We start from the raw sequence: 25,251 nt of genomic DNA, 5'->3' as shown, positions 1-25,251 counted from the left end.
TGCTGGGCGGCAGGTGTCGTTATCGGCGGGCGGCAGGACGTACCGCGTGGACCCGGAGTTGGCGGCGGGCCGTAGCGCCTGCAGGCAGTCTAGGGAGGGGAGCGATGAGCTTGAATAGTACGGGTGTGCTAGTGGCCGTGACTCAGTAGCCACTTCGCTTGCGGAATGCCCAGCGGCCGGCGAGCAGGGTGAAGGTGGCCACCAGTACGACGAGTATCCAGAAACCTTCCGGGTCGTCGCTGAAGGGCACGCCGCCGACGTTCATGCCGAAGAAGCCGGCGATGATGTTGATCGGCAGGGCCAGCACCGTCACCAGGGTCAGGGTGAACAGGGTGCGGCTGCTTTGCTCGTTGAGGCTGGCGGCGATCTCCTCCTGCAGCAGCTTGATGCGTTCCACCAGGGCGGTGAGGTCACTGATCACCAGGGAGAATTCGCCGGTGGACTCGCGCAGCGTCTGCACGTCGGCGTCGCTGAGCCAGGCCGGAGGGCGGTTCAGCAGGCGCATCAGCGCGCCCGGCTCCAGGGCCAGCAGGCGCTGCAGGCGCACCAGCACGCGGCGCATGCTGCCGAGTTCGGCACGGTTGTCGCTGAGGCGAAGGGACAGCAGTTGGTCCTCGATGCGGTCCACCTGCATGTTGGTCTCGCGCACGATCTGGGTGAGGATCTCCCCCTGGTCGCGCAGCAGGTGCACCAACAGCTCCAGGGGCGAGCGGAAGCCTTCGCCGCGTTTCACCGAGGAGCGCAGCTTGTCCACCGAGCGCAGCGGCTGCAGGCGCGCGCTGACCAGCAGGCGACCGCGGGCGCAGACCCAGAGGGTGGCGATGTCGGTGGTGACCTGGCCGAAGTTGAACACCACGTCGTTGACCACCGCCAGCAGGGCGTCGTCGACGTGCTCGATGCGGGTGGAGCGCGAGCCTTCCTGCAGGGTCTCGAAGAAGGCGTCCGGCAGCTCCAGCTGGGCCTTCATCCAGCGCTGGCAGGCGGCATGGGCAAGATTGAGGTGGAGCCAGAGGAATTCGTCGCCATCGCTCGCGCGCAGGCATTGCAGGGCGCCGTCCGAGTCGACTTCCACGCCGCGCTCACCGGGGCGGAAGCGGAAACCATAGAGCAGACCGACCAGATCGGAATCCTGATGGCCCTGGGTGAGGCTGTGGTTCATCGGGTACCTGCCGCAAGGTCAATAAAAAGGGCTGCCGCAGCAGCCCGAACAACACGCACCGGAATCTTGTTTGGTTCAGTCTGTTGGTTTTTCGTGACGGTTATGTGACCGTCTCGGACGCCGCGTACTGCATGAAGTCGGCTCGCCGTCGCGCTTATAATCGCAGCGTCTCCCCATTCGGAAACCCACCCTCATGCTCAGTGCCGAGCTCAAGGCGTTCTACATGGTCGCGCGCCTGGGCAGCATCACCCAGGCCGCCAAGAAGCTGGGCCTGAGCCAGCCGACCGTCACCACCCAGATCCGCAGTCTCGAAGCCCGGTACAGCGTCGAACTCTTCCACCGTGGCGGCCGCCGGCTGACGGTGAGCGAGGAGGGCGCGCGCCTGCTGCCCATGGTCAGGACGCTGCTGCAGCAGGAGGCCGACATCGAGTTCTTCCTGCGCAACAGCGGGCAGATGCAGGGCAGCCTGCGCATCGGCGCCACCTCGCCCTATTACATCCTCGCCCTGGTGCGGGACTTCCGCGAGCGCTACCCGCAGATCGACGTGTCGGTGGAGATCGGCAACTCCCAGCAGGTGCTGGAGGCGCTGGAGGAATACCGCGTGGACCTCGCCGCCTCGTCGCAGAAGCTCGACGACCAGCGCCTGGTGCGCCTGGTGCTGGGCAGCGACCCGCTGGTGCTGGCGGTGCACCGCAGCCACCCGCTGGCCGGGCGCCGGGCGGTGGATATCGCCGCCCTGAAAGGCCACAACCTGCTGATGCGCGAGCGCGGTTCCATCACCCGCCAGCTCACCGAGGCACTGCTGGACAAGGCCGGGCTGGACATCGGCCCGCTGCTGGAGATCGGCAGCCGCGAAGCCATCCGCGAGGCGGTGATCCGCAATATCGGCGTCAGCATCATCGCCCGCCATGAAGTGCCGGATAACCCCGAGCTCTGCGTCATCGAGCTGGAGCAGGCACCGCAGATCGACGAATACCTGTATTGCCTCAAGGACCGCCGCCAGGCGCGTCTGCCGGCCGCGTTCATGGCCGTGGCGCGCGAGGCCTGCGAAGAGGGCCGCTGACGGGCCCCCTGTAAGGACAGCCCCCGGCAGTGCCGGGGGCCGTGGCTCAGAGCCGGTTGAAGCTGACGTTGTCCAGGTACAGGGGCTGGTCCTTGCGGGTGCCCAGTACCAGCAGCTCCACGCGGCGGTAGGTGCCGGCGGGGATCTGCACGTCCTGCTGCAGGCGGCTCCAGGTGCCGCCCACGGTGCCGCTCATGCCCAGGGGCAGGTAGCGACCCTGGCCGCTGGCGTCCTCCAGGTACAGGTAGCCGTAGGTGAGGCCCTTGATGGCGGCGTTGCGGCCGATCATCACGTCGGCGGCCAGGCGGTAGCCGAGGCCACCCTGCACCTTGCTCTGCAGCGGGATGCTGGCGCCGCTGCCTTCGTACAGGCGGGCGTAGCTCTCCAGCGAGGTGCCGGTGTTGCCGCCCAGGGCCACCAGGCGGGTGGTGCCGTGGAAGCCGGCCCAGCCGGCCGCGCCGTTCTCGAAGTTCCACGCCAGCGTCGAGGGGACGGTGGGGGTGGTCGGGGTGGTGGGCTTCGGCTCGGTCACCTCGGTCAGCTCCACCTCATCCACCAGCACGCTCAGGCCGTCGCGGCTGATCAGGCCGACGTAGGTGGTGCGCGGCGGGGTCTGGGCGCGGGTGTAGGTGAAGGTGCGTTCCAGGGTGGTGAACTCGCTGCTGGTCACCGACTGGGTCACGCCCGAGGCGCCGCTGTAGCTGATGCGGTCGTTGGCCTCGTGGAGGATGCCCAGGTAGAGGTTGCCGCGGGCATTGGCGCCCTTGAGCATGACCTTGGCACGCAGGCGGTAGCGGGTGCCTTCGCGCAGCGCGCTGACCGGGGTGGCGAGGATGTCGCTGCCCCCCTTGGCCAGGTCGAGCAGCAGGGCGTTGTCGCGGCAGGTCTTGCCGACGTTCACCAGGCTCGTCGTGGCATAGCCCAGCAGGGCCTGCCAGCCTTCCTCGGTGCGGAATTCGCCATTGGCCACCAGGCCCTTGAGCGCCTGCTTGTTGCACCAGGCCGGGGTCGGGGTGGTGGGCGGTGTCGTCGGGGGCGTGGTCGGCGGGGTGGTGGGGGTGCCCGGGTTGGTGGGGTTCTGCGTTTCCGGCACCTTGCTCGCCCGCAGGGCGGCGATCTGCGCGGCCATGGCGTTCAGCGCGCGAGCCGCGTCGGCCTGGTTCTCCTGGCCGCAGGCCTGGTTGGCGCAGGTGCTGTCCACCACGCGCGGCGAGGAGAACAGCGGGGCCTGGACGCGGGCGTTGAACACGTGGGGGTAGCCCATGATGGTGGAGAACTGGCCCTGCACGCCGTAGCCACGGCTCCACTCGAAGGTGCCCTGGTGCCAGCTGGACTGGTAGTAGCCCTCGGTCTGGTCCTGCTCGTAGGAGTGGCGCAGGCCCATGTTGTGGCCGATCTCGTGGGCCATGGTGCTCAGGCTGCAGTCCACGCCTGTGATGGCGTAGGCGCTGTTGGCGGAACCGGAGTTGAAGGTGCCGCTGTTCTTCGGCCCGGAGAGCACGTAGCCGATGCCGCACACGCCGTAGCCCTGGCCGTCCTGGGTGCGGCCGATCAGGTGGACCATGTCGGCGCCGTAGGTTTCACGCAGCTGCTGCACGCGGCTGTCGGCGGCGAAGGCGGCGAGGTCACGGCTGGACACGGTGGGGTAGCTGGCCCAGTCCAGCAGTTGGCGATGTACCAGGCGCAGGCGCAGGTCGACGTTGCTTTTCTTGTAGGCGTTGTTGGCGTACTCGATGTAGCTGGCGATGCGCGCGTCCATGTCGCGGCCGTTGGGCAGCGCCTGGGCGTCCTTGGTGTAGAGCACCAGCAGGTCGACGGTACGCGGCTCGGCCGCATGGGCGGCCTGGACGGCGACGGCCAGCAGGGCGCCGATGAAGAGTCTTTTCATGGGGGACGTTCCTTGTTGGATCAGCCCTGGGCGGGCGGCGGCAGGGGAGGCAGTTGCTTGGCGTCGGGGGTGACGATCGGGTCCGGCGTGGCGCGCATCAGCAGCGCGTTCTGGTCGGTCACCTGGGTGGCGCCGGTGGCGTTGTCCACCACGAAGGACAGGGTCTGCTCGGGGGTGGCGAGGGTGATGTGGGTCTCCAGCCGGCCTTTCACCACGGTCAGGGTGTCGGCGTCGCTGCCGCCTTCCACCACGCCGCTCCACACGGCGGTGCTGCCGGTGTTGTGGGTCTGTTCCAGCTTGGCGCGCAGCGGTTCCTGGCGGCCCGGCACGCCCAGTTGCAGGGTGCGGCCCACGGCGAGCGCGCCCAGCAGGTCGGGGGAGGTGCGGGTGTGATAGACGGTCATGCCGTCCTGCTCCTCGGCCTGCAGGGCGTCAGGCGCCCACAGGGCCAGGGTGGCCTCGCCGTGCTCGTTCGCCGGTAGGGCGGGCGCAGCCTTGCCGGTGGCCTGCACCGAGCCCTGCGCCTGGTCGCCTGCGCCCGGCAAGGCGGGGAGGGCGATGCTGCCTGCGGCGGTCGGTGACGAGGCGACGGGGGGCCGTTCGCCTTGTGCCGGCGCGTCCTTGAGCAGGACGGCGAGCGTCGTGCCGGCCGTCACCAGGGCGACGGCCGGGTAGAGCCAGATTTTCCGCATGGGTTCTCCTTTCATGCACCCGGCATGGGCCGGGTAGTGGTGATCCGCCGGGGCACGTCCGTGATGCGCAGGCGGGGTCGATCAACGGGCAGGCAGAGGCCGGCCATTGAATTCAATGACGTCGGATGTTCGGTTGAGCAGGTGAAGTAGCGCCGTGATGAAGTGCGTATCACTTATTCAGACGTGGGGTGTTTGTTGAAGTTTAAAAGTTGGATTCAGTCATCAGATTGCCCGGATCTGGAAGTGTGAAAGTTCAAGTAAGGGAAATAAGGGAACGTGAAGTGGCGCTCATTTGAGCGGTTTCACAACGCCTTGTAATCAAAGGGATTTGTCGAACAACTCTGTCGATGATGGCGACCTGTTATCAGCAGTTTGCTGCGGGAAGCCGCCGGGTTTGGCCATTACCCATGATTGGCGCCTGGGCTGTCAAACCGGCAGTGTGCGAGAAATCCCAATTCTCCCGATGGTCATTGAGCAGCTGTTTAAGGTGGTGCGTGGTTCACCCGTGGAAGTTGAACGCGTTCAACTTTCTCGTGCCGTTCAATCGGGGTGAATGCGAGCAGCCAGAAGGCAGGAAGGGGCGCGGCTTGCTTGGAACCCGTCGCTGTTAATCGACGCCTGGCTAATAGCGAAAGCGTATTTATGCGCAATGAAGGCACTGTGATATCAATTTTCTGGCGTCAATAAATAGAACAACTGGCCGTTACCCCTCGCAACGGTCGAACCTGTTCCACGGTTCGTCAGGGATGCTTCTCCGTGGTTTCGCTGCCACCCGCTCATGCGGGTAGAACATGGGAAGGTCGTCATGCCCCGTACGTTGCTCTACCTGGCGGTTGCCCTGGTCACTTCAGGTGTCACCTTCGCCGTCCTCCTGCGCGATTCCCCACCGTCGGCGGCTCCTGTCGCCGAACGCGCGTCTGTGCCAATGCCCCCTGTAGACGCAGCACCGGCTGCGCCTGCGAGGGTGGCTGCTGCTGTCGCGGCCAGCCAGGCGCCGGTCGCGGTCAATGTCGTAGCGGCCCCCCGCAACCTTGCTGCGCCTGCGGTGCAGGCGGCGGGCGATACGGTGGTCGAACTCTGGGACAGCCAGTCCCTGGTGCCCGAGCAACAACAGGAAATGACCCTCTACCGCACCCAGGTGGCGACCACCTCCCTGGGCGCGCTGGCCGTCGGCAAGACCCTGCAGCTGGGCGTGCCCGGCCGCCAGGCGCCGCTGCGCGCCACGCTGGACGAGACCCACAACACCGGCGGCGCTGCCGTCTGGAGCGGCCCGGTGGAAGGTGGCCAGCCGGAAGACACCCTCACCGTGGTGCAGGGCCAGCTGGAGACCCACATCACCCTCGCCACCCGCGAGCAGACCCTCTCCATGGTGGTGGACAACGCCACCGGCAGCACCCTGGTGACCGACCAGAACCAGTTGCTGATGCGCGCCACCCCGGACGTGCTCATCACCCCCGACTCCACGCCGTTGCAGCCCCTCCCGCCGCCGACCCGCGGCTGAGCGCTACAGGAACGAAGACCATGAAGAAACTGCTCGCCTGCCTGGCCGTGATCCTGCTGGCCCCGTTCGCCCAGGCCGCCACCGAACCGCGCACCGTCGACCTGCTGGTGCTCTACACCAAGGACGCCCAGGCCCTGCCCAACGGCCGCGACATCAACGCCCGCATCGCCAGCTACATCGAGTACGCCAACAACGCGTTCAAGAAGAGCAACGTCAACCTGCGCCTGCGCCTGGTCAACGCCCAGCCGCTGACCTGGGCCAGCTACCCGACCATCTCCGACAAGGACCTCTCCGCCTTCGCCGCCGACCCGCGCGTGCAGCAGCTGCGCGAGACCTACGGCGCGGACGTGGTGCAGCTGATCAGCCGCACCCAGGTGGGGCAGGGCTACGGCGTGTGCGGCATCGGCTACGTGCTCTCCGGGCCGAAGAACAGCGGCACCTTCCAGAACGGTGCCTGGGCCAGTGCCTATGGCATCACCGGGGTGGACTGCAGCCTGAGCACCATGGCCCACGAGATCGGCCACAACCTGGGCCTGCGCCACTCCTACGAGCAGGACCAGACCGAGGGCTACTACACCTACCTGGCCCGGGGCATCCACCAGGGCACCTACGAATGGGGCCGGGGCTACGGCGTGCAGGGGCGCTACTCCACCATCATGGCCTACCCCCAGGTGTTCAACGCCACCGCGCAGGCGCCGCTGTTCTCAACGCCGGCAGTGGTGGACAGCACCTGCGCCAACCAGGCCTGCGGGCGAGCCGGCTTCGCCGACGCGGCCCGGGCACTGAACGACATGGCCGCGCAGATCGCCACCTTGCGGCCGACCAAGGTGCCGGAGACGGTCAACCCGACCTCGACGCCCACGACGCCGGCCACACCTGCCACGCCGACCACACCCGCCACGCCGACGACCCCGGTGACCCCGGCCTGGTGCAGCAAGCCGGCGCTGAGCAGCCTGGTGACCAATGGCGAGTTCCGCACCCTGGATGGCTGGAAGGCCCTGCTCAACGTGGCCAAGCTCAGCACCCTCAACGTCGGCAAGACCTGCCGTGACGACGCCCTGCAGTTCGAGCTGCCGGCCGGCCGCGACGACGTGCTGGCCACCTCCGTGGGCGCACTGAAGGTCGGCGCCACCTACCGCCTCAAGGCCAAGGTGATGCTCAAGGGCACCAACGTGCGCGGCAACGTCTACCTGGGCATGCTCCACGAAGAGAATGCCGGCATCAGCTACAGCACGGCCAACGGTGTGATCAAGTCGGTGACCAGCAGCGAGTTCACCCCCATCGACATGACCTTCGTCTACCAGCCGCCGGCCAGCGTCATCCGCAACACCTACCTGGGCCTGGTCAGCGTCAACCGCCTGGCCGTGCTGCTGGATGAGGTGGAACTCAGCGAAGTGACCCCCGCCAAGCCCATCACCCCGACGACCGCGGCCGCTTTTGGCTGGAACTTCGACAGCGCCATCGGCGAGTGGACGGGCTTCTACGGCAGCACCCGGCTGACCGCCCTGGCAGCCACCGGCAAGTCCCTGGAGGTCTACGCCCGCAAGGCCGACGGCACCGGCGCCAGCCTGCTCCTGGCCGGCAAGGTGCAGCCGGGGCTTTCCTACCGCTTCGCCGCCGACGTGATGGTGAGCCGCACCGCCAGCGTGGCTGCGCTGGCCTATGCCTACCTCTACCTGGAAGACACCGCCGGCAGCGGGCGCCTGCTGTCCTTGGGCGTGGTCAATACCCAGGGCGGCACCTGGGGCAAGCTGCAGCAGAGCTTCCAGGTGCCGGCCGGAACCTACCGGCGCATGGAGCTGATGGTGCTCAGCACCCGTGCCGACCAGTCGCTGTACCTGGACAACGTCAGCCTCAACCGGCTTTAAGCCCGCACGCCCGGTCCCTGTTGCAGGGGCCGGGCTGTACGAGTGCAGCAACGCTCGGGTGTTTATTGAGTTCAGCGGATGTTTTTTGTTTCGCCCTCCCGGGCGAGTCCCTTTTCCAATCGTTGAAAAGGAACCAAAAAACTTGCCCCTGCATCCGGCCCGACTGCGTCGGGTCCCCTCACTCCATCGTCGTTCCAGGGGCACGCGCTGACGGGCCATCCCTGGCCCGGCAGCGCTCTCGCGACATCCATGTCGCTCAACCCCTTCCACGACGATTCCACTCGGCCTTCTGAAGGGGCGCTATCTGCTGCATCACCTTCTGAGTCAGGCACGGCAACAGAGTGCGCTTTGGATAGGGGATTGTTTTCGAGCAGAAGAAGTGCACTCAGGCCCATCCCGAGGCTGCTGCGCGCACTATCCGAGCGCTGGCCTATACCAAATCCGCCAATGCCACTATCGGTGGGCTTGGGGTTATCGCCACATGGATTTCGCATTTGCTCCCTAGCATCAGCCTCGTCGAGCCGTACCGCGCTTCCTGCGGTGCGCCAGTGTTCTGCGAGGTCCTGTCATGTCCGCCACCCCCTATCTGCAGGCTTGCGAAGTGCGCAAGCGCTTCGGCAGCTTCACCGCCCTGGACGGGGTGTCCCTGGACATCGCCGAAGGCGAGCTGGTGTGCCTGCTGGGCCCCTCCGGCTGTGGCAAGACCACGCTGCTGCGCTGCATCGCCGGGCTGGAGCGCCAGGACAGCGGCGTTCTGTACATGGGCGGGCGGGACATCTCCCACCTGCCGCCCCAGGCCCGTGACTACGGCATCCTGTTCCAGTCCTATGCGCTGTTCCCCAACCTCAGCGTCGAGCAGAACATCGCCTACGGCCTCACCGGCGCCAGCCGTGAAGAAGCCCGCCAGCGCGTGGCGCAGATGCTCGAGCTGGTGGGCCTGACCGGCAGCGAGAAGAAGTACCCCGGCCAGCTGTCCGGCGGCCAGCAGCAGCGCGTGGCCCTGGCCCGCGCCCTGGCGCCGTCGCCGTCGCTGCTGTTGCTGGACGAGCCCATGTCGGCGCTGGACGCCCGCGTGCGCGAGCACCTGTGCACCGAGCTGCGCCAGCTGCAGAAGCGCCTGGGCATCACCACCCTGATGGTCACCCACAACCAGGACGAGGCCATGCTCATGGCCGACCGCATCGCGGTGATGAACCACGGCCGGGTCGAGCAGTACGACACCCCCGAAGCCATCTACCGGCGCCCGGCCACGCCTTTCGTGGCCAGCTTCGTCGGCCAGGGCAACTGGCTGCCCTTCGAGGGTCGCGAGGGGTGCCATGCCCGGGTCGGCGACCTGCGCCTGTGCCTGCCCGAACAGGCGGGCGAGGGCGCCAGTGGCCAGCTGTTCTGCCGCCCCGAGGCCATCGCCGTGGAGCCCGGCCAGGACGACGACAACCGCTTCCGCGCCCAGGTGCGCGAGATCACCTTCCTCGGCAACCGCTGCCGGGTGAGCTTCGAGCTGGACGCCTTGCCCGGCCACCCGCTGCTGGCCGAGCTGGACCCGGCGCAGATGCCGCGCCTCGGCGGGCCGGACATCTGGGTGGCGCTGCCGTCCCGCAGCCTGCAGGTGTTCGCCTGATGGAGCGCACCCTGGCCCTCCCGCAGAGCGCCCGCCGTCGCCCCGGCAACCTGGGCGACCGCCTGTTCATCCAGGGCGGCAAGTGCCTGTTCCTGGCCTTCCTCGCCGTCGCCGTGGTGCTGCCCCTGGCGGCCATCTTCTGGCGCGGCTTCAGCGGTGAAGCCGGGCAGGGCGGTGGCCTGGTGGCGGCCCGTGAGCTGCTGGCCAGCGCCAACTTCCACTGGCTGCTGGGCAACAGCCTCAAGGTCTCCCTCAGCGTCGCCGCCCTGGTGGTGCCGGTGGCCTACTTGTTCGCCTACGCCCTGACCCGCACGCTGATCCCGGGCAAGGGGCTGTGGCGCGGCATCTCCCTGTTGCCGCTGCTGGCGCCCTCGATGCTGCCGGGGATCGCGCTGATCTACCTGTTCGGCAACCAGGGCCTGTTGCGCGGCTGGCTGCCGGACAACATCTACGGCTTCTGGGGCATCGTCCTGGGCGAGGCCATCTACACCTTCCCCCATGCGCTGATGATCCTCATCTCGGCGCTGTCCCTGGCCGACGGCCGCCTGTTCGACGCCGCCTCCAGCATGGGCGCCGGGCCCTGGAAGGCTTTCCGCAGCATCACCTGGCCGGCCACGCGCCAGGCCGTGTTCGCCGCTTTCTGCCTGGTGTTCACCCTGACCATCACCGACTTCGGCGTGCCGGTGGTGGTGGGCGGCGACTATCAGGTGCTGGCCCTGGAGGCCTACAAGGCGGTGGTGGGGCAGCAGCAGTTCGGCCGTGGCGCGCTGATCGGCATGGTGCTGCTGCTGCCGGCCCTGCTCAGCTTCGGTGTCGATGCCTGGCTGCGCCGGCGCCAGGGCGATGCCATGAGCGGTCGCGCCCAGGTCCACCAGCCCAAGCCCTCGCGCCTGCGCGATGCCTGCTTCCTCGCCCTGGTGCTGCTGGTCTGCGCCGTGCTGCTGGGGGTGCTGGGCATGGCGGTGTACTCCTCGCTGGTGAAGTTCTGGCCCTACAACCTGTCGCTGTCCCTGCGCCACTACGCCTTCGAGGAGGGCGCCGGCGGCGGCTGGCTGGCGTACCGCAACAGCCTGACCCTGGCGACCTGCACCGCGCTGTTCGGCAGCGCGCTGATCTTCACCGGCGCCTGGCTGATGGAGAAGACCCACGGCCAGCGCGCCCTGAACCAGGTGCTGCGCCTGCTCAGCTTCGTGCCCATGGCGGTGCCCGGGCTGGTGCTGGGCCTGGGCTACGTCTTCTTCTTCAACCTGCCGGCCAACCCGCTGCATGGCCTCTACGGCAGCATGACGCTGCTGGTGGTGTGCTCCATCGCGCACTTCCTCACCACCGCGCAGATGACCGCCAGCACCGCGCTGCGCCAGCTCGACGGCGAGTTCGAGGCCGCCGCGCTGTCGCTGAAGATGCCGCTGTACCGCCACTACCTGAAGGTGACGCTGCCCATCTGCCTGCCGGCGCTGCTGGACATCGTCCGCTACCTGTTCGTCTCGGCCATGACCACCGTGTCCGCCGCGATCTTCCTCTACAGCCCGAGCAGCGTGCTGGCCGCCGTCGCCGTGCTGAACATGGACGACGCCGGCAACGTCGGCGGCGCGGCCGCCATGTCCACCCTCATCCTGCTCACCTCGGCCGCCGTCTCGCTGCTGCTGGCCGGGGCCTCGCGCGGCCTGCTGCGCCGCTCCCAGGCCTGGCGCCAGACCGCGCCCGGCCACTGATCCACGGAGATCCCCATGCATTACCAGACCCCCACGCACCTGCAGGCCGCCATCCTCGACTGGGCCGGCACCGTGGTCGACTTCGGCTCCTTCGCCCCCACGCGGATCTTCGTCGAGGCCTTCGCCAGCTTCGACGTCGAGATCAGCCTGGAGGAAGCACGCGGCCCCATGGGCATGGGCAAGTGGGACCACATCCGCACCCTCTGCAACGTGCCGGCCATAGCCGCGCGCTTCGAGCGCCGCTTCGGCCGATTGCCCACGGACGCGGACGTCACCGCGATCTACGAGCGCTTCATGCCGCTGCAGATCGCCAAGGTCGGCGAGCACTCGGCGCTGATCCCCGGCGCCCTGGACGCCATCGCCGCCCTGCGCCAGCGCGGGCTGAAGATCGGCACCTGCTCCGGCTACCCCAGGGTGGTGATGGACAAGGTGGTGGAACTGGCCGCCGAGGCCGGCTACCGCCCGGACCATGTGGTCGCCACCGACGAGGTGCCCAAGGGCCGCCCGAGCCCGGCCCAGGCGCTGGCCAACGTCATCGCCCTCGGCCTCGACGATGTCGCCGCCTGCGTGAAGGTGGACGACACCGAGCCCGGCATCCTCGAAGGCCGCAGCGCCGGCATGTGGACCGTGGCGCTGCGCTTCTCCGGCAACTTCCTCGGGCTGGACTTCGCCGCCTACCAGGCCCTGCCGGCCGCGCGCCTGGCCGAGGAGCGCGCTCGCATCGACGCGCTGTTCGCGCCGAGCCGCCCGCACTACCTGATCGATACCATCGCCGACCTGCCGGAGGTGATCGACCTGATCAACGCCCGCCTGGCGCGCGGCGAAACCCCTGCCAACGCCTAACCACAGCAAGCCAAACCCGACCCCAGCACACCAACCAAGGAGCTTCACATGTTCAAGCGTCTCGCCTTCGCTGCCGCCGTTGTCGCAGGCTTCGCCCTGCAGGCCCAGGCCGCCACCGAGCTGACCGTCTACACCGCCCTGGAGGCCGAGCAGCTGGCAGCCTACAAGAAGGCCTTCGAGAAGGAAAACCCGGACATCGAGATCAAGTGGGTGCGCGACTCCACCGGCATCATCACCGCCAAGCTGCTGGCCGAGAAGGAACGTCCCCAGGCCGACGCCGTGTGGGGCCTGGCCGCCTCCAGCCTGGCCATCCTCGACACCCAGGGCATGCTCGAGCACTACGCGCCCAAGCACCTGGACAGCATCGGCGGCAACTACCGCGACGCCGCCAACCCGCCGGCCTGGGTGGGCATGGACGTGTGGGCCGCGACCATCTGCTTCAACACCGTGGAAGCCGAGAAGCAGGGCCTGACCAAGCCCGGCAGCTGGGAAGACCTGACCAAGCCCGAATACAAGGGCAAGATCGTCATGCCCAACCCGGCGTCCTCCGGCACCGGCTTCCTCGACGTCAGCGCCTGGCTGCAGACCTTCGGCGAGAAGCAGGGCTGGGCCTACATGGATGCGCTGCACCAGAACATCGGCCAGTACGTCCATTCCGGCTCCAAGCCGTGCAAGCTGGCCGCCGCCGGTGAGTTCCCCATCGGCATCTCCTTCGAATACCCGGCCGTGCAGCTGAAGCGCCAGGGCGCGCCGCTGGACATCGTCCTGCCGAAGGAGGGCCTGGGCTGGGAAATCGAAGCCACCGGCATCGTCAAGGGCACCGACAAGCTCGACGCCGCCAGGAAGCTCGCCGACTTCTCCGCCAGCCCCGCCGCCATGGACCTGTACAAGGAGAACTTCGCCGTCCTCGCCGCCCCCGGCATCGCCAAGCCGCAGACCGAACTGCCTGCCGACTACGAGCAGCGCCTGATCAAGAACGACTTCGCGTGGGCTTCGAAGAACCGCGATTCGATCCTCGCCGAATGGCGCAAGCGCTACGACGGCAAGTCCGAGAAGCTGCCGCAGTAAGCCCCAGCCCGTTCCCTTCGCCCTCTCTCTGCGGGGAGAGGGTCGGGGAGGACGGGCATCGAATTCCAGGAGATACCCATGCCCCTCCACGACACCGATATCGCCATCGTCGGCGCCGGCATCCTCGGCCTGTCCCACGCCTATGCCGCCGCCCGGCGCGGCCTCAAGGTCAGCGTGTTCGAGCGCAGCGACCGGCCCCTGGGCGCCTCGGTGCGCAACTTCGGCCAGGCGCTGATCACCGGCCAGGCGCCGGGCCCGATGTTCGCCCTGGCCCGTGAGGCGCGGACGATCTGGGCGGAGCTGGCCGAAGTGGCCGGCTTCCATATCCGCCGCAACGGCTCCCTGCTGTTCGCCCGCACCGAGGCGGAAGAGGAATTGCTGGAGGCCTTCTGCGCCACCCGCGCCGTCGAGCACGGCTACCGCGTCGAACTGCTGCGCGGCGAGCGCCTGCACGACCTCTACCAGGGCCAGTTCAGCCACCACCGCGTGGCCCTGCACGGCCTGGACGACCAGCAGCTGTATTCCCGCGAGGCCATCCCGGCGCTGGTGAACTACCTGCGTGACGAGCTGGGCGTGACCTTCCATTTCTCCACCCTGGTGCGCGACGTCGAGCAGAACCGCGTGCACACCAGCGCCGGCAGCTGCCGCGCCGAGCAGATCATCGTCTGCTCCGGCCATGACTACCTGACCCTGCTGGCCGAGCAGATCGCCCCGCTGCAGCCCAGCGTCTGCCGCCTGCAGATGCTCCGCGCACGCCCGGCGGTGGACATCGGCCTGCAGCACGCCGTGCTCACCGGCCTCAGCTGCGTGCACTACGGCGCCTTCTCCGACCTGCCGGAAGCCGAAGCCATCCGTGGCCAGATCGAGCAGCACACCCCCGAACTGGAACAGCACGGCATCCACCTGCTGGTCAGCCCCACGCCCTATGGCGAGCTGATCATCGGCGACTCCCACGACTACGGCCGCGACGCCTCGCCGTTCAACGCCGAAGCGGTGGACAACCTGATGCTCGACCTCGCCGAACACACCCTCGGCACCCGCCTGCAGGTGCTCGAGCGCTGGCAGGGCGTCTACGGCGCACGCGGCCCCGGCCCGTTCTCGGTGCTCAAGGCCATCCCGGGCGTCACCGCCGTGCTGATGCACACCGGCCTGGGCATGAGCATCGGCCCGGCGCTGGGCGAGCGCACGGTGGCGTCGTTGCTGGGGTGAAGTGGGAGCGGGACATCCCGTAGGAGCGAGCTCTGCTCGCGAAGCGTTGTGCAGCGCCCATCGGTGGGCTGAAGCCCACCCTACGCCCACCCGGGCTGGCTGTAGGGCGGTGCTGCGCACCGCTTGGCGACTGAAGTCGCCCCTACAGTCGCCCCGGCTTTCCTCAGAAGCTCACCTCGGCGGTCTTCGCCAGCGTGGCGAACGGTCCCGACAGCGTCAGGTTGTGGTGGCGGATGATCGCCGAGGCATCCAGCGCCGGGGTGTCCATGCAGCTGTGGGCGTCTTCGACCAGCACCACGCGGTAGCCGAGCTCGGCGGCGGCGCGGCAGGTGCTGTCGACGCAGTACTGGGTCTTCATGCCGGCTACCACGAGTTCGCCGATGGAGGCGTCGCGCAGCCAGTCGTCCAGGCGGGTGCCTGCGAAGCAGCTGGGGCGGTTCTTGTCGAGGATGCGATCGCGCGCCGGGTCCACGGCCAGGCGCGGGTGCAGCGACCAGCCCTTGCTGCCCGGTGCCACCGGCGAGCCTTCTGGGCCGGCGAAGCGTGCCGCGAAGATCGGTGTCCCGGAGGCGCGGGCGCGGGCGATCAGCTGGTTGACCCGGGTCAGCAGCAGTTCGGCCTGCCAGGGCTTGTCGGGTCCTTCATAGAGCGCGACCTGCATGTCGATGATCAGCAGGGCGGATTTCCTCGGGTCGTGCATGGCATATCTCCTTGAATGCCAGTGACGCCGGGGCAAAAGAAAAGGCCCCGTCCATCGCTGGCGGGGCCTTGGGTCTTCTCGCGCTATCCGCTACGCACACCCGCTCGCCCCGCACATGGCGGTGGTGGAGGTGGTGGTAGTGCGGCGGAGGGCGGCGTTCATGGCGTCGATACTGCTGGGGGCGCCCCGACGCTGTCAACGCCTCCCGGGGTGCGGCTCGTCGGCCCGTGCGGTCGTGGCGCGGGCCTGCGCTATGGTGAAGGTCCATGCCCGCTGGGCATCCACTCGAAGGGAGGGCCGACGCCTTATCCCGCTCCTCCCGCCTATTGGAGGCAGAGCCATGAACAGCAGCAACCAGTGCACCCACCGTGACCACATCATCACCGCGCACCTGATCGAGCACCCGGGCATCCCCACGCCCTGGGCCGGCGGTGTGCACATCACCGCCCCCGATGGCAGCCGTACCCGGCGCATCCCGTTGCCAGCCAGCTCGGCCTTCCTCGCCGAGGAGGACAGCGCCCGCCGCGCCTCCCTGGCCCATGGCCGCTGGCTGGTGGACCAGAGCCTCGACCAGGGCCGCAAGCCTTCATGAGCTGCAGGCGGGGCCGCCTTCGCGGTGGTCCCGCGCTCCGCTCGTCCAGCACACTGAACCCCGAACGCACCTGGCCAGTCGTTACTACAACCCCCCTAGAGCCAGGAGAACGCCATGGTCGCCTTCGAACCCCAGTCCCGTGAAAACGCTGCCCGCCCTCATAACGTCGAGGGGTGGGAACGCTTCCTGTGCATCGCAGGCGGCCTGGTGATGGTCGGTACCGGTCTGCGCCAGGGTGGCCTGGTCGGGTGGCTGCGTGCCGGCGGGGGTGGCGTGGTGCTTGCCCGTGGCCTCACCGGGCATTGCCCGGCGAAGCGGGTGATCGCCGAACGTCGCGAGGAAATCGAAGCGCTCAAGGCGCGCATCGAAGAGGCCGCAGCGAAGTTGGCCGAGTTGCATCGCAACGCGTGAGCCGGAATTGGCGTCACCCCCAGGCAGCTGGGGGTGACGCCTTCGCGCCGCCCCGTCGCGAATGAATCGGCTCTGTGTGCGGTAGCTGTTTCGGACTCAACGAAAAGGCCCAAGCACGGCGCTTTCAGGGCTCATCTGGATTCCTGGCACGCCTAAAGCATGGGTTTCGCTTCGCTCTACACCATCCTACGAAAGCGGCCAGCCGCGGGGTACGCCCCATCGATGGGCTGAAGCGGAGTTCCGCCCAGCCCATCCTGCGGTGCTACGTACCGTCTGGCGACTGAATTCACCCCTACACCTCCTGCGCATTGCGTGCCGGGGGCGTGTCGTCGTCCGGTTCGTGGATGCGGTACCAGGCGACGTAGAGGGCGGGCAGGAAGAACAGGGTGAGCAGGGTGGCGATGATGATGCCGCCGATCATGGCGAAGGCCATGGGGCCCCAGAACACTTCGCGGGCGATGGGCAGCATGCCCAGGCTGGCCGCTGCGGCGGTGAGGAGGATGGGCCGGGTGCGGTGGTGGGTGGCTTCGATCACCGCATCCCAGGGATGGGCGCCCTCGCGTTCGAACTCGTCGATCTGGGTCACCAGGATCACCGAGTTGCGGATGATGATGCCGATCAGCGCCAACACCCCGAGGATGGCCACGAAGCCCAGCGGCGTGCCGGTGGGCAGCAGCGCGAGCACCACGCCGATCAGCCCCAGGGGCGCCACGCTGGCCACCAGGAACATCTTCTGCACGCTCTGCAGCTGGATCATCAGGAAGGTCGCCATGAGGAACAGCATCAGCGGCACCACCTGGCCGATGGGCCCCTGGGCCTTGCCGCTTTCCTCGACCGTGCCGCCGGGGGTGATGCGGTAGGAGGCGGGCAGCCCGGCGGCGAAGTCGTCCACCTCGGGCTTGAGCCTGGCCATCAGGTCGGTGGGTTGCAGGTCGCCGTGGACGCTGGCCTTGAGGGTGATGGTGGGTTTGCGATCGCGGCGCCACACCAGTGGCTGCTCCAGTTCGTAGCCCACGGTGGCGAAGGCCTTGAGCGGAATGGAGGTGCCGTTGGGGGTGACGATCTGCAGGTTCTCCAGGGTTTCCGGCGAGTTGCGCTCGCCTTCCTCGGAGCGGCCCACCAGGTTGACCAGGTAGATGCTGTCGCGCACCTGGGTGATGGTGGCGCCGGTGACCACGCCGTTCATCATCTGCGCCACGTCCTCGGAAGAGAGGCCCAGCTGGCGTGCCTTGTCCTGGGCGATGTCGATCTTCAGCACGCGGCCGGGCTCGTTCCAGTCGTAGATCATCTCGCCGACGTTGGGGTTGGCGTCCAGCCGCGCGGCCAGGTCCATGGCGTACTCGCGCACCTTGTCGATGTCCGGGCCGCTGATGCGGTACTGGATCGGCCGGCCCACCGGTGGGCCCATCTCCAGGGGCTGCACGTAGCCGCTGATGCCGACGAACTCGTCGCGCAGGCGCTGCTTGAGGCGGGCGGAGAGGCGTTGTCGCGCGTCCAGGTCCCTGGCGACTATCACCAACTGGCCGTAGTAGGGGTTCTGCAGCTGCTGGTCGAGAGGCAGGTAGAAGCGCACCGCGCCTTCGCCGATGTAGGAGCGCCAGCGCTGGATGTCGTCATCGCCCTTGAGCTTGGCCTCGAAGCGGTCCATCACCGCGCGGGTCTCGGCGATGCTGCTGTTCTGCGGCAGGTTCAGGTCCACCAGCAGCTCGGGGCGGTCGGAGGAGGGGAAGAACTGCTGCTGGACGAACTGCATGAGGAACAGCGAGCCGCCGAACAGCGCCACGGTGAGCAGGATGGTGGCCCAGCGGTGCCCCATGGCCAGGCGCAGGCCGCGGTCCATGAAGCGGGTCATGCGGCCCTTCTTCTCTTCCTTGTGCTCGAGCGTGGCGGGCAGCACATGCACGGCGATCACCGGGGCGAAGAGCACCGCGACCACCCACGACAGCAGCAGGGCGACGGCGATCACCGCGAACAGGGTGAAGGTGTATTCGCCCGCCGAGCTGGCGTTGAGGCCGATGGGCACGAAGCCGGCCACCGTCACCAGGGTGCCGGTGAGCATGGGGAAGGCGGTGGAGGTGTAGGCGTAGGTGGCGGCGTCGTGCCGCGAGTCGCCCAGCTCCAGGCGGGTGACCATCATCTCCACCGTGATCATGGCGTCGTCCACCAGCAGGCCGAGGGCGATGATGAGGGCGCCGAGGGAGATGCGCTGCATGGTGATGCCGCTGTATTCCATGAACACGAAGACCAGGGCCAGCACCAGGGGAATCGAGCAGGCCACCACCAGGCCGGCGCGCACGCCGAGGCTGATGAAGCTCACCACCAGGACGATGATCACCGCCTCGAACAGCGCGCTGGTGAAGCCGCCGATGGCCTTCTCCACCACCTCGGCCTGGTTCGATACCTGGTGCACGCCGACGCCGATGGGCAGCTCGTTGGTGACCTCCTGCATGCGTGCATGCAGCGCCGCGCCGAAGGTCTGGATGTTGCCGCCATCACGCATGGCCACCGCCAGGCCGATGGCGGGCTCGCCGTTGAAGCGGAACAGCGAGGTGGGCGGGTCCTGGTAGCTGCGCTGGATGCTGGCCAGGTCGGCGAGGCGGTAGAAGCGCTCGTTGATGCGCAGGTTGACCGCCTCCAGGTCCGCCTGGGAGCGGAACTCGCCGGAGGTGCGCACGGAGATGCGCTCGGCGCCGGCCTCGATCACCCCCGAGGGCGTCACGCTGTTCTGCGCCTGCAGGCTCTGCATCACCTGGCGCTGGTCGAGGCCCAGGGCGGCCAGCTTGCGGGTGGAGAAGTTGAGGTAGAACACCTCGTCCTGTTCGCCGATCAGCTGCACCTTGCCCAGGTCCTTGACGCTGCGGATGTCCAGGCGCACGCGCTCGACGTAGTCGCGCAGCTGGCGGTAGCTGAGGCCGTCGCCGGTGAAGGCGTAGAGGCTGCCGTAGACGTCACCGAACTCGTCGTTGAACGCCGGGCCCTGCAGGCCCTGGGGGAACTGGCCGCGGATGTCGTCGATCTTCTTGCGCACCTGGTACCAGATGTCGGGTATCTCGGCGCCGTCGGTGGTGTCCTTGAGGTAGACGAAGACGGTGGACTCGCCCGGCCGCGTGTAGCTCTTCACGTAGTCGAGGCTGTCCAGTTCCTCGAGCTTCTTCTCGATGCGGTCGGTGACCTGCTCCAGGGTGTCGTTGACCGTGGCGCCGGGCCAGCGGGTCTGGATGACCATGGTCTTGATGGTGAAGGCGGGGTCTTCCTCGCGGCCCAGTTCGAAATAGGAGAAAATGCCCATCACCAGCGCCACCGCCATCAGGTACCAGGCGAACGACTGGTGGCGCAACGCCCATTCCGAGAGGTTGAAGCCGCCCTTGGCATCACTCATGGCCGATCCCCTTCATCCAGTTTCACTGCTTGGCCTTCCTTGAGGCTGTTGACCCCGGCGCTGACCACCCGCTCGCCGTCGGCGAGCCCCTTGCCGATCAGCACGCGCTCCTCTTCGCGGCTCAGCACCTGCACCTCGCGGCGGTGCACCACGGCGGCCTGTTCGTCCACCACCCAGACCTGCCCACGGTCCTGCGGCGCGCCGGGCTCCGCGTGCATCAGCACGCTGGCGGGCAGGCTGGCGCGCGGGGTCACCGGGCTGCTCAGTTCCACCCGCACCGTGGTGCCGAGGCGGAAGCTGTCCGGGGTCTGCTCCAGGCTCAGGCGCACGCGGCGGGTGCGGGTGGCGGCGTCGGCCTGGGGCGCCATTTCGCGGATGCGCCCGGTGGTGGAGGCGTTCTCCTGCAGCTGGGCGCTGACGAGGAAGGTGGCGTCCTCGGGCAGGGCGGCGACGAGGTCGTCGGGCAGGTCGAACACCGCCTCGCGCACTTCGGGGCGTGCCAGGGTCACCACGTCCTGGCCGGCGGCGACCACTTGGCCGGCCTCGGCGCGCCAGGCGGTGACGACGCCGTCGAAGTCGGTGGTGAGGTGTGTGTAGTCGAGCTGGTCGCTGGCCTGCTGCACCGCAGCGCGGGCCTGGTCGAGGCTGGCGCGGCTGGTCTGCAGGCGGGTGCGGGCAGCGTCGAGGTTGGCCTTGGCACCGACGCCCCGGGCGAACAGTTCCTCCTGGCGGCGGGCATCGGCCTGGGCGTCGATCCACTGCGCTTCGGCGCTGGCGCGGTCGCCCTCGCTGGCACGCAGGCGGTTCTGCTGGTCGGTGGGGTCGAGGGTGGCGAGCAGGGCGCCCTTGGCCACCTTGTCGCCGACATCCACCGCACGCGAGGCGATGCGGCCGTTGGTGCGGAAGCCCAGGGTGGTTTCGTAGCGCGCCTGGATGGTGCCGGCGAAGCGGCCGACGCTCTCCTGGTGCTGGCTCTCCACCACCACGCTGAGCACCGGGCGCGGCGGGGGCGGTGTCCGCTCCTTCTCGCCGCAGCCGGCCAGCAGCAGGGCGCCGAGCGGCAGGAGGCAGGCGATGCGGGTGGCGTCATTCATGGGGCACGCTCCCTTCGACCTGGGGCTGTGGCGCCGGCTCGGCGCGGTCCTCTCGCACCGCTGCGGCCTTGTCCGGTTCGGCGGCCTGTTCGGCGCGGGCGATTTCCACCTGCTGGCCGGGGTGCAGCAACTGGCCGCCGGCGATCACCACCTTCTGGCCCGCTTGCAGGCCCTGGCCCACCAGTACCTCGCCGCTGGCGTAGCGCACCGCGCCGACCTTCTGCAGCGCCACCCGCTGGTCATCACCCACCCGCCACACCGCCGGCTCGCGGCCGGCCTTGGTCAGCGCCGACCAGGGCAGCACGACCCCGTCGCCGCTGCGCGGGCGGAGGCGGGTGGTGACCACGGCACCCAGGTTCATCTGTGGCGGCACGTCCTGCAGCGCCACCTTGACCTTGAGGGTGCCGCTCTGCGGGTCGATGGTCGGGGTGATCTCGCGCACCTCGCCCCTGGCGGTCACCTGCGGCTGGCCGAGGAGGGCGACGGTCACCTCCTGGCTCTCCAGTTGCTGGTCGAACAGCGATTCGTAGACGTTGAACACGGCGTCGCGCTCGCCTTCGCGGGCGAGGGTGAAGATCGGCACCGTGGCCTGCACCACCTGGCCGACTTCGGCGTGGCGGCTGGTGATCACGCCGTCGGTCGAGGCCTTGAGTTCGGTGTAGGCGAGCATGTCGCGGGCGTTGGCGGCCTGGGCCTCGGCGGCGTCCAGGGAGCTGCGGGTGGCGCGCAGCTGGGCTTGCGCCTGGTCGAACTCGCTCTGGCTGGTGTAGCCCTTGGGCAGCAGCTTGCGCTGGCGCTCGAAGGCCAGTTCGGCCTCCTTGAGCTGCGCGCGCTGGGCGGTGACGGCCGCATTGGCGGTGTCGAGGTTGCTGCGCTGCTCCTGCGGGTCGAGGCGCGCCAGTACCTGCTGGGCCTTGACCGGGTCACCCACGTCCACCAGGCGCTCGATGATCTTGCCGCCCACGCGGAAGGCCTGCTGCGCCTCGACGCGGGCCTGGATGTCGCCGGTGAGGCGCACTTCGGCGCTGAAATCGGCCTCCTCGATGTTCTGCACCAGGACCCGTTGCACGGGCTTGGGCGTCTCCTGTTCCTGGCAAGCGGCCAACAGCAATGCGGCCAGGAGGCCGGTGGCGATGCGAATGTTCCTCGATGAGGGGGTGTGCAGCGGGTTCATCCCTGGACCAGGCCTCCGGTGGCGAATGCGACGTGAATGGCGCCGAGCGCGCAGCGAAGCGGTGGCGCCGATGGCAATTCGAGGGAGGCGGCCGGAGGAAAGTTCAAGTCGGGGAGGGCGTTTGGCGGTGAACTCATCGGCGGTGGTGCCAGTCAGCTCAGATACACCCGCCAACGCCGAGGTAACCGATATGGCGCACTGGATCATCACCTATCAAAAGGACAACAACACCTCGAAGCTGGACATCGAGGCGGCGAGCAAACCGGATATGGAAGACGCCAACCGCCAGTTGCTGGCGTGGGCCGAGGGCAACCTGCCCGCCGGGGAATTCGCCGAGTGCGAGGACCCCAGCCACGAGCCGGCGATACAGCTCTCAAGCGCTACGGCATCACCCTCACCGGCATCGCACGCGGCTGAGTTCCGAGGTCTTCTTCGGTGGGTTGCCTTTCGGGCTAGTCGCCCGACGGCTCGTAGTAACGCCGGGTGGGCGGATAGCGCAGCTCCTGCTCGACGCTGCCGTCCTCCCCGTGCACCTTCACCGTGCCTGCGCGGTGCTGCATGAAGCTCTCGATGCTGTCGAGCAGTACGGCTTTCTCGCTGGCGGTCTTGGACGGGCGCGTTGCACCTTCCTTGCGCAACTCCCACCCCTTTTCCGTGGGGGAAATGTGATAACAGCCCATGTGGATCTCCAGTTCGTTCAACGTCGACGGTCTTGATGCCGTTTGCGCCCCCAGGCGCCTCTCAGGGACTTATAGAACCGGTGGTGCCGGACAGGTTCCGCCTTTGTGCCGTTGCGTGTTCTTTCAGGGCTTGCGGCGGATACGCCCGCGTGACGCCTCCCTGGCGAGCGCTGCCAGGCGCTCGGCGTCGCTTTGCGGGGCTTGGGGCACGGTCAGTTGCCCTCCGGGAAGGCGTCGTCGTCTCCACCCGGGTCCTGCTCGAGCATGTGCTCCAGCTCGTCGATCAACTGGCCATTGAGGGCCTCGAACTGTTCGTGGCTGGCCCAGTGGCGGGGGAAGAGGCCGGAGACGATGGTCAGGCGGCCGGTGCGCAGGTCGCGCAGCGACAGCACCACGTCGTCGTCGCGGAACTTGACCACGCACAGGTGGTTGTCCAGCCGGGCGTCCAGCCTCTGCTGCAATTCTTCGGCTGACGGTTGAAAAGCCATGGCTACGTCCAGGTACGGGTGGGTCCACCCAAAAAAGAAGCCCGACGCATGCCGCAGCGACCGGGCCTCAAGTTGGGATACGCGTGAGTTGTTATTGAGAAGTCCGGGAGCGGGTGTGAGTTCAGCCTTATTGCACTGGCGACGGAGGCCGTTCGTCCGCTGCAATGGTTTCAATATCATCGAGATGACGCGCTGATATCAGGCGATTGCTCGACCGCCTGCCCGAATGGGATCGACGCGCACCGTTAGCGCGCAGCCCGCCCCCGATCATCGCATCGCACCTGTGCGCGTCATTGCAAGTTGCCCGAATCGTGCAGATTGCCCGTGCAGAATGCATGGGCACGACCCCGTTCAAGGGCGCGGGTTCCCCGGACTCTTGGGTGGTTTGCCATCGTGTCGATATCAGGTTGTGGCGTTTTTCCTGTGCAGGGAGGCGCGGGCGTGCAGGTCGACCGCTGAAAACCTGTATTGGCATGTTTATCGCTAGTTGCCTGTGCTCCCCTGGGGGTTGAAGACTTTTTCCGAGCCTGTCCGACCGGCTTCCGGAGGCATCAGGATGATCACGTCTCTCGCACACCTGACCCTGTACTCGCCCGCGCTGGCCGACGGCGTCGTGCGGCTCGAGCCGCGTGCGGTGACGCTCGACTTCGGCCTGGAGCAGTTCGAGGGCTGGGCGGCGCTGAACGGGCTCGCCGGGCGCATCAGCTTCGCGGGGGCGGCGCCGGAGAACTGGAACCGTACGCGGCTGATCGAACTGGAGCCGCTGGACCCCGGGCAGGCCAAGGCGATTTTCGAGGTGATGGCCGAGCGGCCATCCATCAGGGGCGTGGACGGCGCATCGGTATTCCCGGTACGCCTGCTCTGACCCCGATTGCGCGCGGCCCGAATTCACGCGGCCGGCATGACCGTAACAAGGAGGCTGTTGATGAAAACTGCACTGTCTGGCAAGGAACTGGACCTGATGCTCGCGCGCGCCATCCCCAGTTGCAGGGTGGAAAGCCGGACGCTCACGGACGGCACCTTCAGCCTCTTCGTGCATAACCCGGCGACCCATGAACACTTCACCGTGGCCGGGCTCAACCTCGTCGATTACCAGGACCCCAGCGCCGTGTTGCGCCTGGGCAAGCAGGTGTTCGAAGACATGGTGCTGCTCCAGGCCGGCTGCGGCAGCCGGCGTATCGTCAAGCTCGCCAGCGCCCAGGAGCAGGGGATTCGCCAGGCGGGCTGATGCTGTTTCCGCCGGGGCGATCGTGTCCCGGTGAGTTGCATCACCACCCCCCTGGGCTGCCCCGACTGGAGCGTCTTGTTCCTACATGGGAATAGGACTTTCCAGTCGCTCGCCGCACTCAGCTAAAAAACGCACCGGCCGACCTTGAGGGAACACCCCAGAAAGGAGAGGTCGTCATGGAGATCACGAGCAACCTGTCGTTATGGCCCACGCGCTCGGATACCTGGGTCGCCGAAGTGGCCAAGGCGGGCGAGTCGGCTCGAGCACTGGCGCTGCCGGAGGCACTGCCGCAGGAAGGTCTGGATCGAGTCATCGAAAGCCATACCTACAACCGGTTGGCGCAATTGCCAACGGGGCCGCAGGTCAGTTTCGATCTTGAGATATGGGCCATCGAACAGGTGATGCGCCCGCCCAAGGACAATGCGCGTCCGCTGGAAATCATCGATGCGGAGCTCAATTTGGCGCATGCGGGGTTTCAGGCGATCTACGGCAGCATGTTGAGAGAGTTGTCGGGGCGGGAACCGGTTATGCGTGACGGATTGGTCGGTATATCGGTCGATAGCGCAGGCAACATCATCGTCAGTAATCACAATGGCTTACTCAGGGATGATGTGGCGAAACGGCTGTCTGCGCGAATGAACGCTTCCACTGAACTGCTGCAGTACGCCAATCGTTATGTGGAATTGGCCATCGAGCGTATCGAGTCGGATATGAACGTGGACTTCGATGGGTTCGGCCGTTACCACTTGGACAGAAGCAATTTCTCGAGCGTTGTCAGAGCCCTTGAGTACAACAGCCTTCAGGCCCATCTGGTCTCATGGGGTGTCGTACGTTATGGACACTGGACCGAGCGACGGATTCATCCGCCAGCCTAGTTGGAGTGT

General features: G+C 67.7%; 22 protein-coding genes. 13 read left to right on the top strand and 9 right to left on the bottom strand.

The features are described from left to right. Positions 1–142: 142 nt before the first annotated feature. Positions 143–1,159, bottom strand: a complete 1,017-nt coding sequence (locus tag ACYJSS_RS18800; protein ID WP_111264688.1) for a transporter — start codon at positions 1,157–1,159, stop codon at positions 143–145. A gap of 193 nt (positions 1,160–1,352) precedes the next feature. Between ACYJSS_RS18800 and ACYJSS_RS18795 the strand changes: the two genes are divergently transcribed. After that, the gene (locus tag ACYJSS_RS18795; protein WP_236204819.1) at positions 1,353–2,222 is read left to right on the top strand and encodes a LysR family transcriptional regulator; all 870 of its coding nucleotides are present in this window, start codon (positions 1,353–1,355) and stop codon (positions 2,220–2,222) included. Positions 2,223–2,268: 46 nt separating this feature from the next. Here the strand turns inward: ACYJSS_RS18795 and mep72 (ACYJSS_RS18790) are convergent, their stop codons facing one another. Both mep72 (ACYJSS_RS18790) and bamI (ACYJSS_RS18785) read right to left on the bottom strand, forming a co-directional pair. After that, on the bottom strand, positions 2,269–4,110 hold the full coding sequence (gene mep72 / locus ACYJSS_RS18790) for a biofilm-associated metzincin protease Mep72 (RefSeq protein ID WP_236204820.1): 1,842 nt from the start codon (positions 4,108–4,110) through the stop codon (positions 2,269–2,271). Positions 4,111–4,130: 20 nt separating this feature from the next. Beyond that, positions 4,131–4,802: a biofilm-associated metzincin protease inhibitor BamI gene (gene bamI / locus ACYJSS_RS18785; protein WP_236204821.1), complete on the bottom strand. Its 672-nt coding sequence runs from the start codon at positions 4,800–4,802 to the stop codon at positions 4,131–4,133. Positions 4,803–5,580: 778 nt separating this feature from the next. On the opposite strand from bamI (ACYJSS_RS18785), the gene bamI (ACYJSS_RS18780) reads away from it, so the two are divergent. The 7 genes from bamI (ACYJSS_RS18780) to ACYJSS_RS18750 all read left to right on the top strand — a co-directional run bounded on the left by bamI (ACYJSS_RS18780) (position 5,581) and on the right by ACYJSS_RS18750 (position 14,621). Continuing rightward, on the top strand, positions 5,581–6,303 hold the full coding sequence (gene bamI, locus ACYJSS_RS18780) for a biofilm-associated metzincin protease inhibitor BamI (RefSeq protein ID WP_459480315.1): 723 nt from the start codon (positions 5,581–5,583) through the stop codon (positions 6,301–6,303). 20 nt (positions 6,304–6,323) lie between these two features. Continuing rightward, positions 6,324–8,171: a biofilm-associated metzincin protease Mep72 gene (mep72, locus tag ACYJSS_RS18775; RefSeq protein WP_236204822.1), complete on the top strand. Its 1,848-nt coding sequence runs from the start codon at positions 6,324–6,326 to the stop codon at positions 8,169–8,171. 568 nt (positions 8,172–8,739) lie between these two features. Beyond that, positions 8,740–9,789 carry a putative 2-aminoethylphosphonate ABC transporter ATP-binding protein gene (locus tag ACYJSS_RS18770; protein ID WP_236204823.1) on the top strand — a complete coding sequence of 350 codons (1,050 nt, stop codon included), beginning with the start codon at positions 8,740–8,742 and terminating at the stop codon, positions 9,787–9,789. After that, positions 9,789–11,501 carry a putative 2-aminoethylphosphonate ABC transporter permease subunit gene (locus tag ACYJSS_RS18765; RefSeq protein WP_111263588.1) on the top strand — a complete coding sequence of 571 codons (1,713 nt, stop codon included), beginning with the start codon at positions 9,789–9,791 and terminating at the stop codon, positions 11,499–11,501. Before ACYJSS_RS18770 ends, ACYJSS_RS18765 begins: the two co-directional genes overlap by 1 nt. A 15-nt stretch (positions 11,502–11,516) precedes the next feature. After that, a complete protein-coding gene (phnX, locus tag ACYJSS_RS18760; RefSeq protein ID WP_236204824.1) occupies positions 11,517–12,344 on the top strand; it encodes a phosphonoacetaldehyde hydrolase in 828 nt (275 codons plus the stop codon). 48 nt (positions 12,345–12,392) lie between these two features. After that, complete coding sequence (locus tag ACYJSS_RS18755) at positions 12,393–13,412, top strand: putative 2-aminoethylphosphonate ABC transporter substrate-binding protein (RefSeq protein ID WP_236204825.1); 1,020 nt, start codon at positions 12,393–12,395, stop codon at positions 13,410–13,412. 78 nt (positions 13,413–13,490) lie between these two features. Further along, on the top strand, positions 13,491–14,621 hold the full coding sequence (locus tag ACYJSS_RS18750; RefSeq protein ID WP_111263590.1) for a TIGR03364 family FAD-dependent oxidoreductase: 1,131 nt from the start codon (positions 13,491–13,493) through the stop codon (positions 14,619–14,621). A gap of 163 nt (positions 14,622–14,784) precedes the next feature. On the opposite strand, the gene ACYJSS_RS18745 is transcribed toward ACYJSS_RS18750, so the two are convergent. Beyond that, positions 14,785–15,321 (bottom strand): cysteine hydrolase family protein, encoded by a 537-nt coding sequence (locus tag ACYJSS_RS18745; protein ID WP_236204826.1) that lies wholly within the window; start codon positions 15,319–15,321, stop codon positions 14,785–14,787. A gap of 340 nt (positions 15,322–15,661) precedes the next feature. Between ACYJSS_RS18745 and ACYJSS_RS18740 the strand changes: the two genes are divergently transcribed. Then, positions 15,662–15,913: a hypothetical protein gene (locus tag ACYJSS_RS18740; RefSeq protein WP_111263592.1), complete on the top strand. Its 252-nt coding sequence runs from the start codon at positions 15,662–15,664 to the stop codon at positions 15,911–15,913. Positions 15,914–16,027: 114 nt separating this feature from the next. After that, a complete protein-coding gene (locus ACYJSS_RS18735; RefSeq protein ID WP_111263593.1) occupies positions 16,028–16,324 on the top strand; it encodes a YgaP family membrane protein in 297 nt (98 codons plus the stop codon). A 292-nt stretch (positions 16,325–16,616) separates the two neighbouring features. Here ACYJSS_RS18735 and ACYJSS_RS18730 read toward each other — a convergent pair whose 3' ends face one another. The 5 genes from ACYJSS_RS18730 to ACYJSS_RS18710 form a co-directional block, all read right to left on the bottom strand. Then, on the bottom strand, positions 16,617–19,703 hold the full coding sequence (locus ACYJSS_RS18730) for an efflux RND transporter permease subunit (RefSeq protein WP_459480310.1): 3,087 nt from the start codon (positions 19,701–19,703) through the stop codon (positions 16,617–16,619). Next, on the bottom strand, positions 19,700–20,797 hold the full coding sequence (locus ACYJSS_RS18725) for an efflux RND transporter periplasmic adaptor subunit (RefSeq protein ID WP_111263595.1): 1,098 nt from the start codon (positions 20,795–20,797) through the stop codon (positions 19,700–19,702). The genes ACYJSS_RS18730 and ACYJSS_RS18725 overlap by 4 nt, the downstream gene beginning before the upstream one ends. Beyond that, entirely contained in the window at positions 20,790–21,971 is a 1,182-nt protein-coding gene (locus ACYJSS_RS18720) for an efflux RND transporter periplasmic adaptor subunit (RefSeq protein ID WP_236204828.1), read from the bottom strand. Before ACYJSS_RS18720 ends, ACYJSS_RS18725 begins: the two co-directional genes overlap by 8 nt. 452 nt (positions 21,972–22,423) lie before the next feature. Next, a complete protein-coding gene (locus ACYJSS_RS18715; protein ID WP_111263598.1) occupies positions 22,424–22,651 on the bottom strand; it encodes a DUF2188 domain-containing protein in 228 nt (75 codons plus the stop codon). Between the two features lie 212 nt (positions 22,652–22,863). After that, positions 22,864–23,139, bottom strand: a complete 276-nt coding sequence (locus tag ACYJSS_RS18710) for a hypothetical protein (protein WP_146603059.1) — start codon at positions 23,137–23,139, stop codon at positions 22,864–22,866. A 556-nt stretch (positions 23,140–23,695) separates the two neighbouring features. On the opposite strand from ACYJSS_RS18710, the gene ACYJSS_RS18705 reads away from it, so the two are divergent. From ACYJSS_RS18705 to ACYJSS_RS18695, 3 genes are all read left to right on the top strand, one after another. Next, positions 23,696–24,004, top strand: coding sequence for a hypothetical protein (locus ACYJSS_RS18705; protein ID WP_111263600.1), 309 nt, complete (start codon positions 23,696–23,698; stop codon positions 24,002–24,004). Positions 24,005–24,064: 60 nt separating this feature from the next. Further along, the gene (locus tag ACYJSS_RS18700) at positions 24,065–24,367 is read left to right on the top strand and encodes a hypothetical protein (RefSeq protein ID WP_236204830.1); all 303 of its coding nucleotides are present in this window, start codon (positions 24,065–24,067) and stop codon (positions 24,365–24,367) included. A gap of 176 nt (positions 24,368–24,543) precedes the next feature. Beyond that, complete coding sequence (locus ACYJSS_RS18695; RefSeq protein ID WP_236204831.1) at positions 24,544–25,242, top strand: hypothetical protein; 699 nt, start codon at positions 24,544–24,546, stop codon at positions 25,240–25,242. The last annotated feature ends 9 nt before the right edge of the window (positions 25,243–25,251 follow it).

This window comes from Pseudomonas sp. No.21 (assembly GCF_054558415.1).
Note: the sequence above shows the minus strand (reverse complement) of the source record. Positions and strands in the feature narration are given on the sequence as shown.

Coding starts and splice junctions, on each gene's coding strand:
- ACYJSS_RS18800 (WP_111264688.1), bottom strand. CDS start 1,159: ATGAACCACAGCCTCACCCAGGGCCATCAGGATTCCGATCTGGTCGGT.
- ACYJSS_RS18795 (WP_236204819.1), top strand. CDS start 1,353: ATGCTCAGTGCCGAGCTCAAGGCGTTCTACATGGTCGCGCGCCTGGGC.
- mep72 (WP_236204820.1), bottom strand. CDS start 4,110: ATGAAAAGACTCTTCATCGGCGCCCTGCTGGCCGTCGCCGTCCAGGCC.
- bamI (WP_236204821.1), bottom strand. CDS start 4,802: ATGCGGAAAATCTGGCTCTACCCGGCCGTCGCCCTGGTGACGGCCGGC.
- bamI (WP_459480315.1), top strand. CDS start 5,581: ATGCGGGTAGAACATGGGAAGGTCGTCATGCCCCGTACGTTGCTCTAC.
- mep72 (WP_236204822.1), top strand. CDS start 6,324: ATGAAGAAACTGCTCGCCTGCCTGGCCGTGATCCTGCTGGCCCCGTTC.
- ACYJSS_RS18770 (WP_236204823.1), top strand. CDS start 8,740: ATGTCCGCCACCCCCTATCTGCAGGCTTGCGAAGTGCGCAAGCGCTTC.
- ACYJSS_RS18765 (WP_111263588.1), top strand. CDS start 9,789: ATGGAGCGCACCCTGGCCCTCCCGCAGAGCGCCCGCCGTCGCCCCGGC.
- phnX (WP_236204824.1), top strand. CDS start 11,517: ATGCATTACCAGACCCCCACGCACCTGCAGGCCGCCATCCTCGACTGG.
- ACYJSS_RS18755 (WP_236204825.1), top strand. CDS start 12,393: ATGTTCAAGCGTCTCGCCTTCGCTGCCGCCGTTGTCGCAGGCTTCGCC.
- ACYJSS_RS18750 (WP_111263590.1), top strand. CDS start 13,491: ATGCCCCTCCACGACACCGATATCGCCATCGTCGGCGCCGGCATCCTC.
- ACYJSS_RS18745 (WP_236204826.1), bottom strand. CDS start 15,321: ATGCACGACCCGAGGAAATCCGCCCTGCTGATCATCGACATGCAGGTC.
- ACYJSS_RS18740 (WP_111263592.1), top strand. CDS start 15,662: ATGAACAGCAGCAACCAGTGCACCCACCGTGACCACATCATCACCGCG.
- ACYJSS_RS18735 (WP_111263593.1), top strand. CDS start 16,028: ATGGTCGCCTTCGAACCCCAGTCCCGTGAAAACGCTGCCCGCCCTCAT.
- ACYJSS_RS18730 (WP_459480310.1), bottom strand. CDS start 19,703: ATGAGTGATGCCAAGGGCGGCTTCAACCTCTCGGAATGGGCGTTGCGC.
- ACYJSS_RS18725 (WP_111263595.1), bottom strand. CDS start 20,797: ATGAATGACGCCACCCGCATCGCCTGCCTCCTGCCGCTCGGCGCCCTG.
- ACYJSS_RS18720 (WP_236204828.1), bottom strand. CDS start 21,971: ATGAACCCGCTGCACACCCCCTCATCGAGGAACATTCGCATCGCCACC.
- ACYJSS_RS18715 (WP_111263598.1), bottom strand. CDS start 22,651: ATGGGCTGTTATCACATTTCCCCCACGGAAAAGGGGTGGGAGTTGCGC.
- ACYJSS_RS18710 (WP_146603059.1), bottom strand. CDS start 23,139: ATGGCTTTTCAACCGTCAGCCGAAGAATTGCAGCAGAGGCTGGACGCC.
- ACYJSS_RS18705 (WP_111263600.1), top strand. CDS start 23,696: ATGATCACGTCTCTCGCACACCTGACCCTGTACTCGCCCGCGCTGGCC.
- ACYJSS_RS18700 (WP_236204830.1), top strand. CDS start 24,065: ATGAAAACTGCACTGTCTGGCAAGGAACTGGACCTGATGCTCGCGCGC.
- ACYJSS_RS18695 (WP_236204831.1), top strand. CDS start 24,544: ATGGAGATCACGAGCAACCTGTCGTTATGGCCCACGCGCTCGGATACC.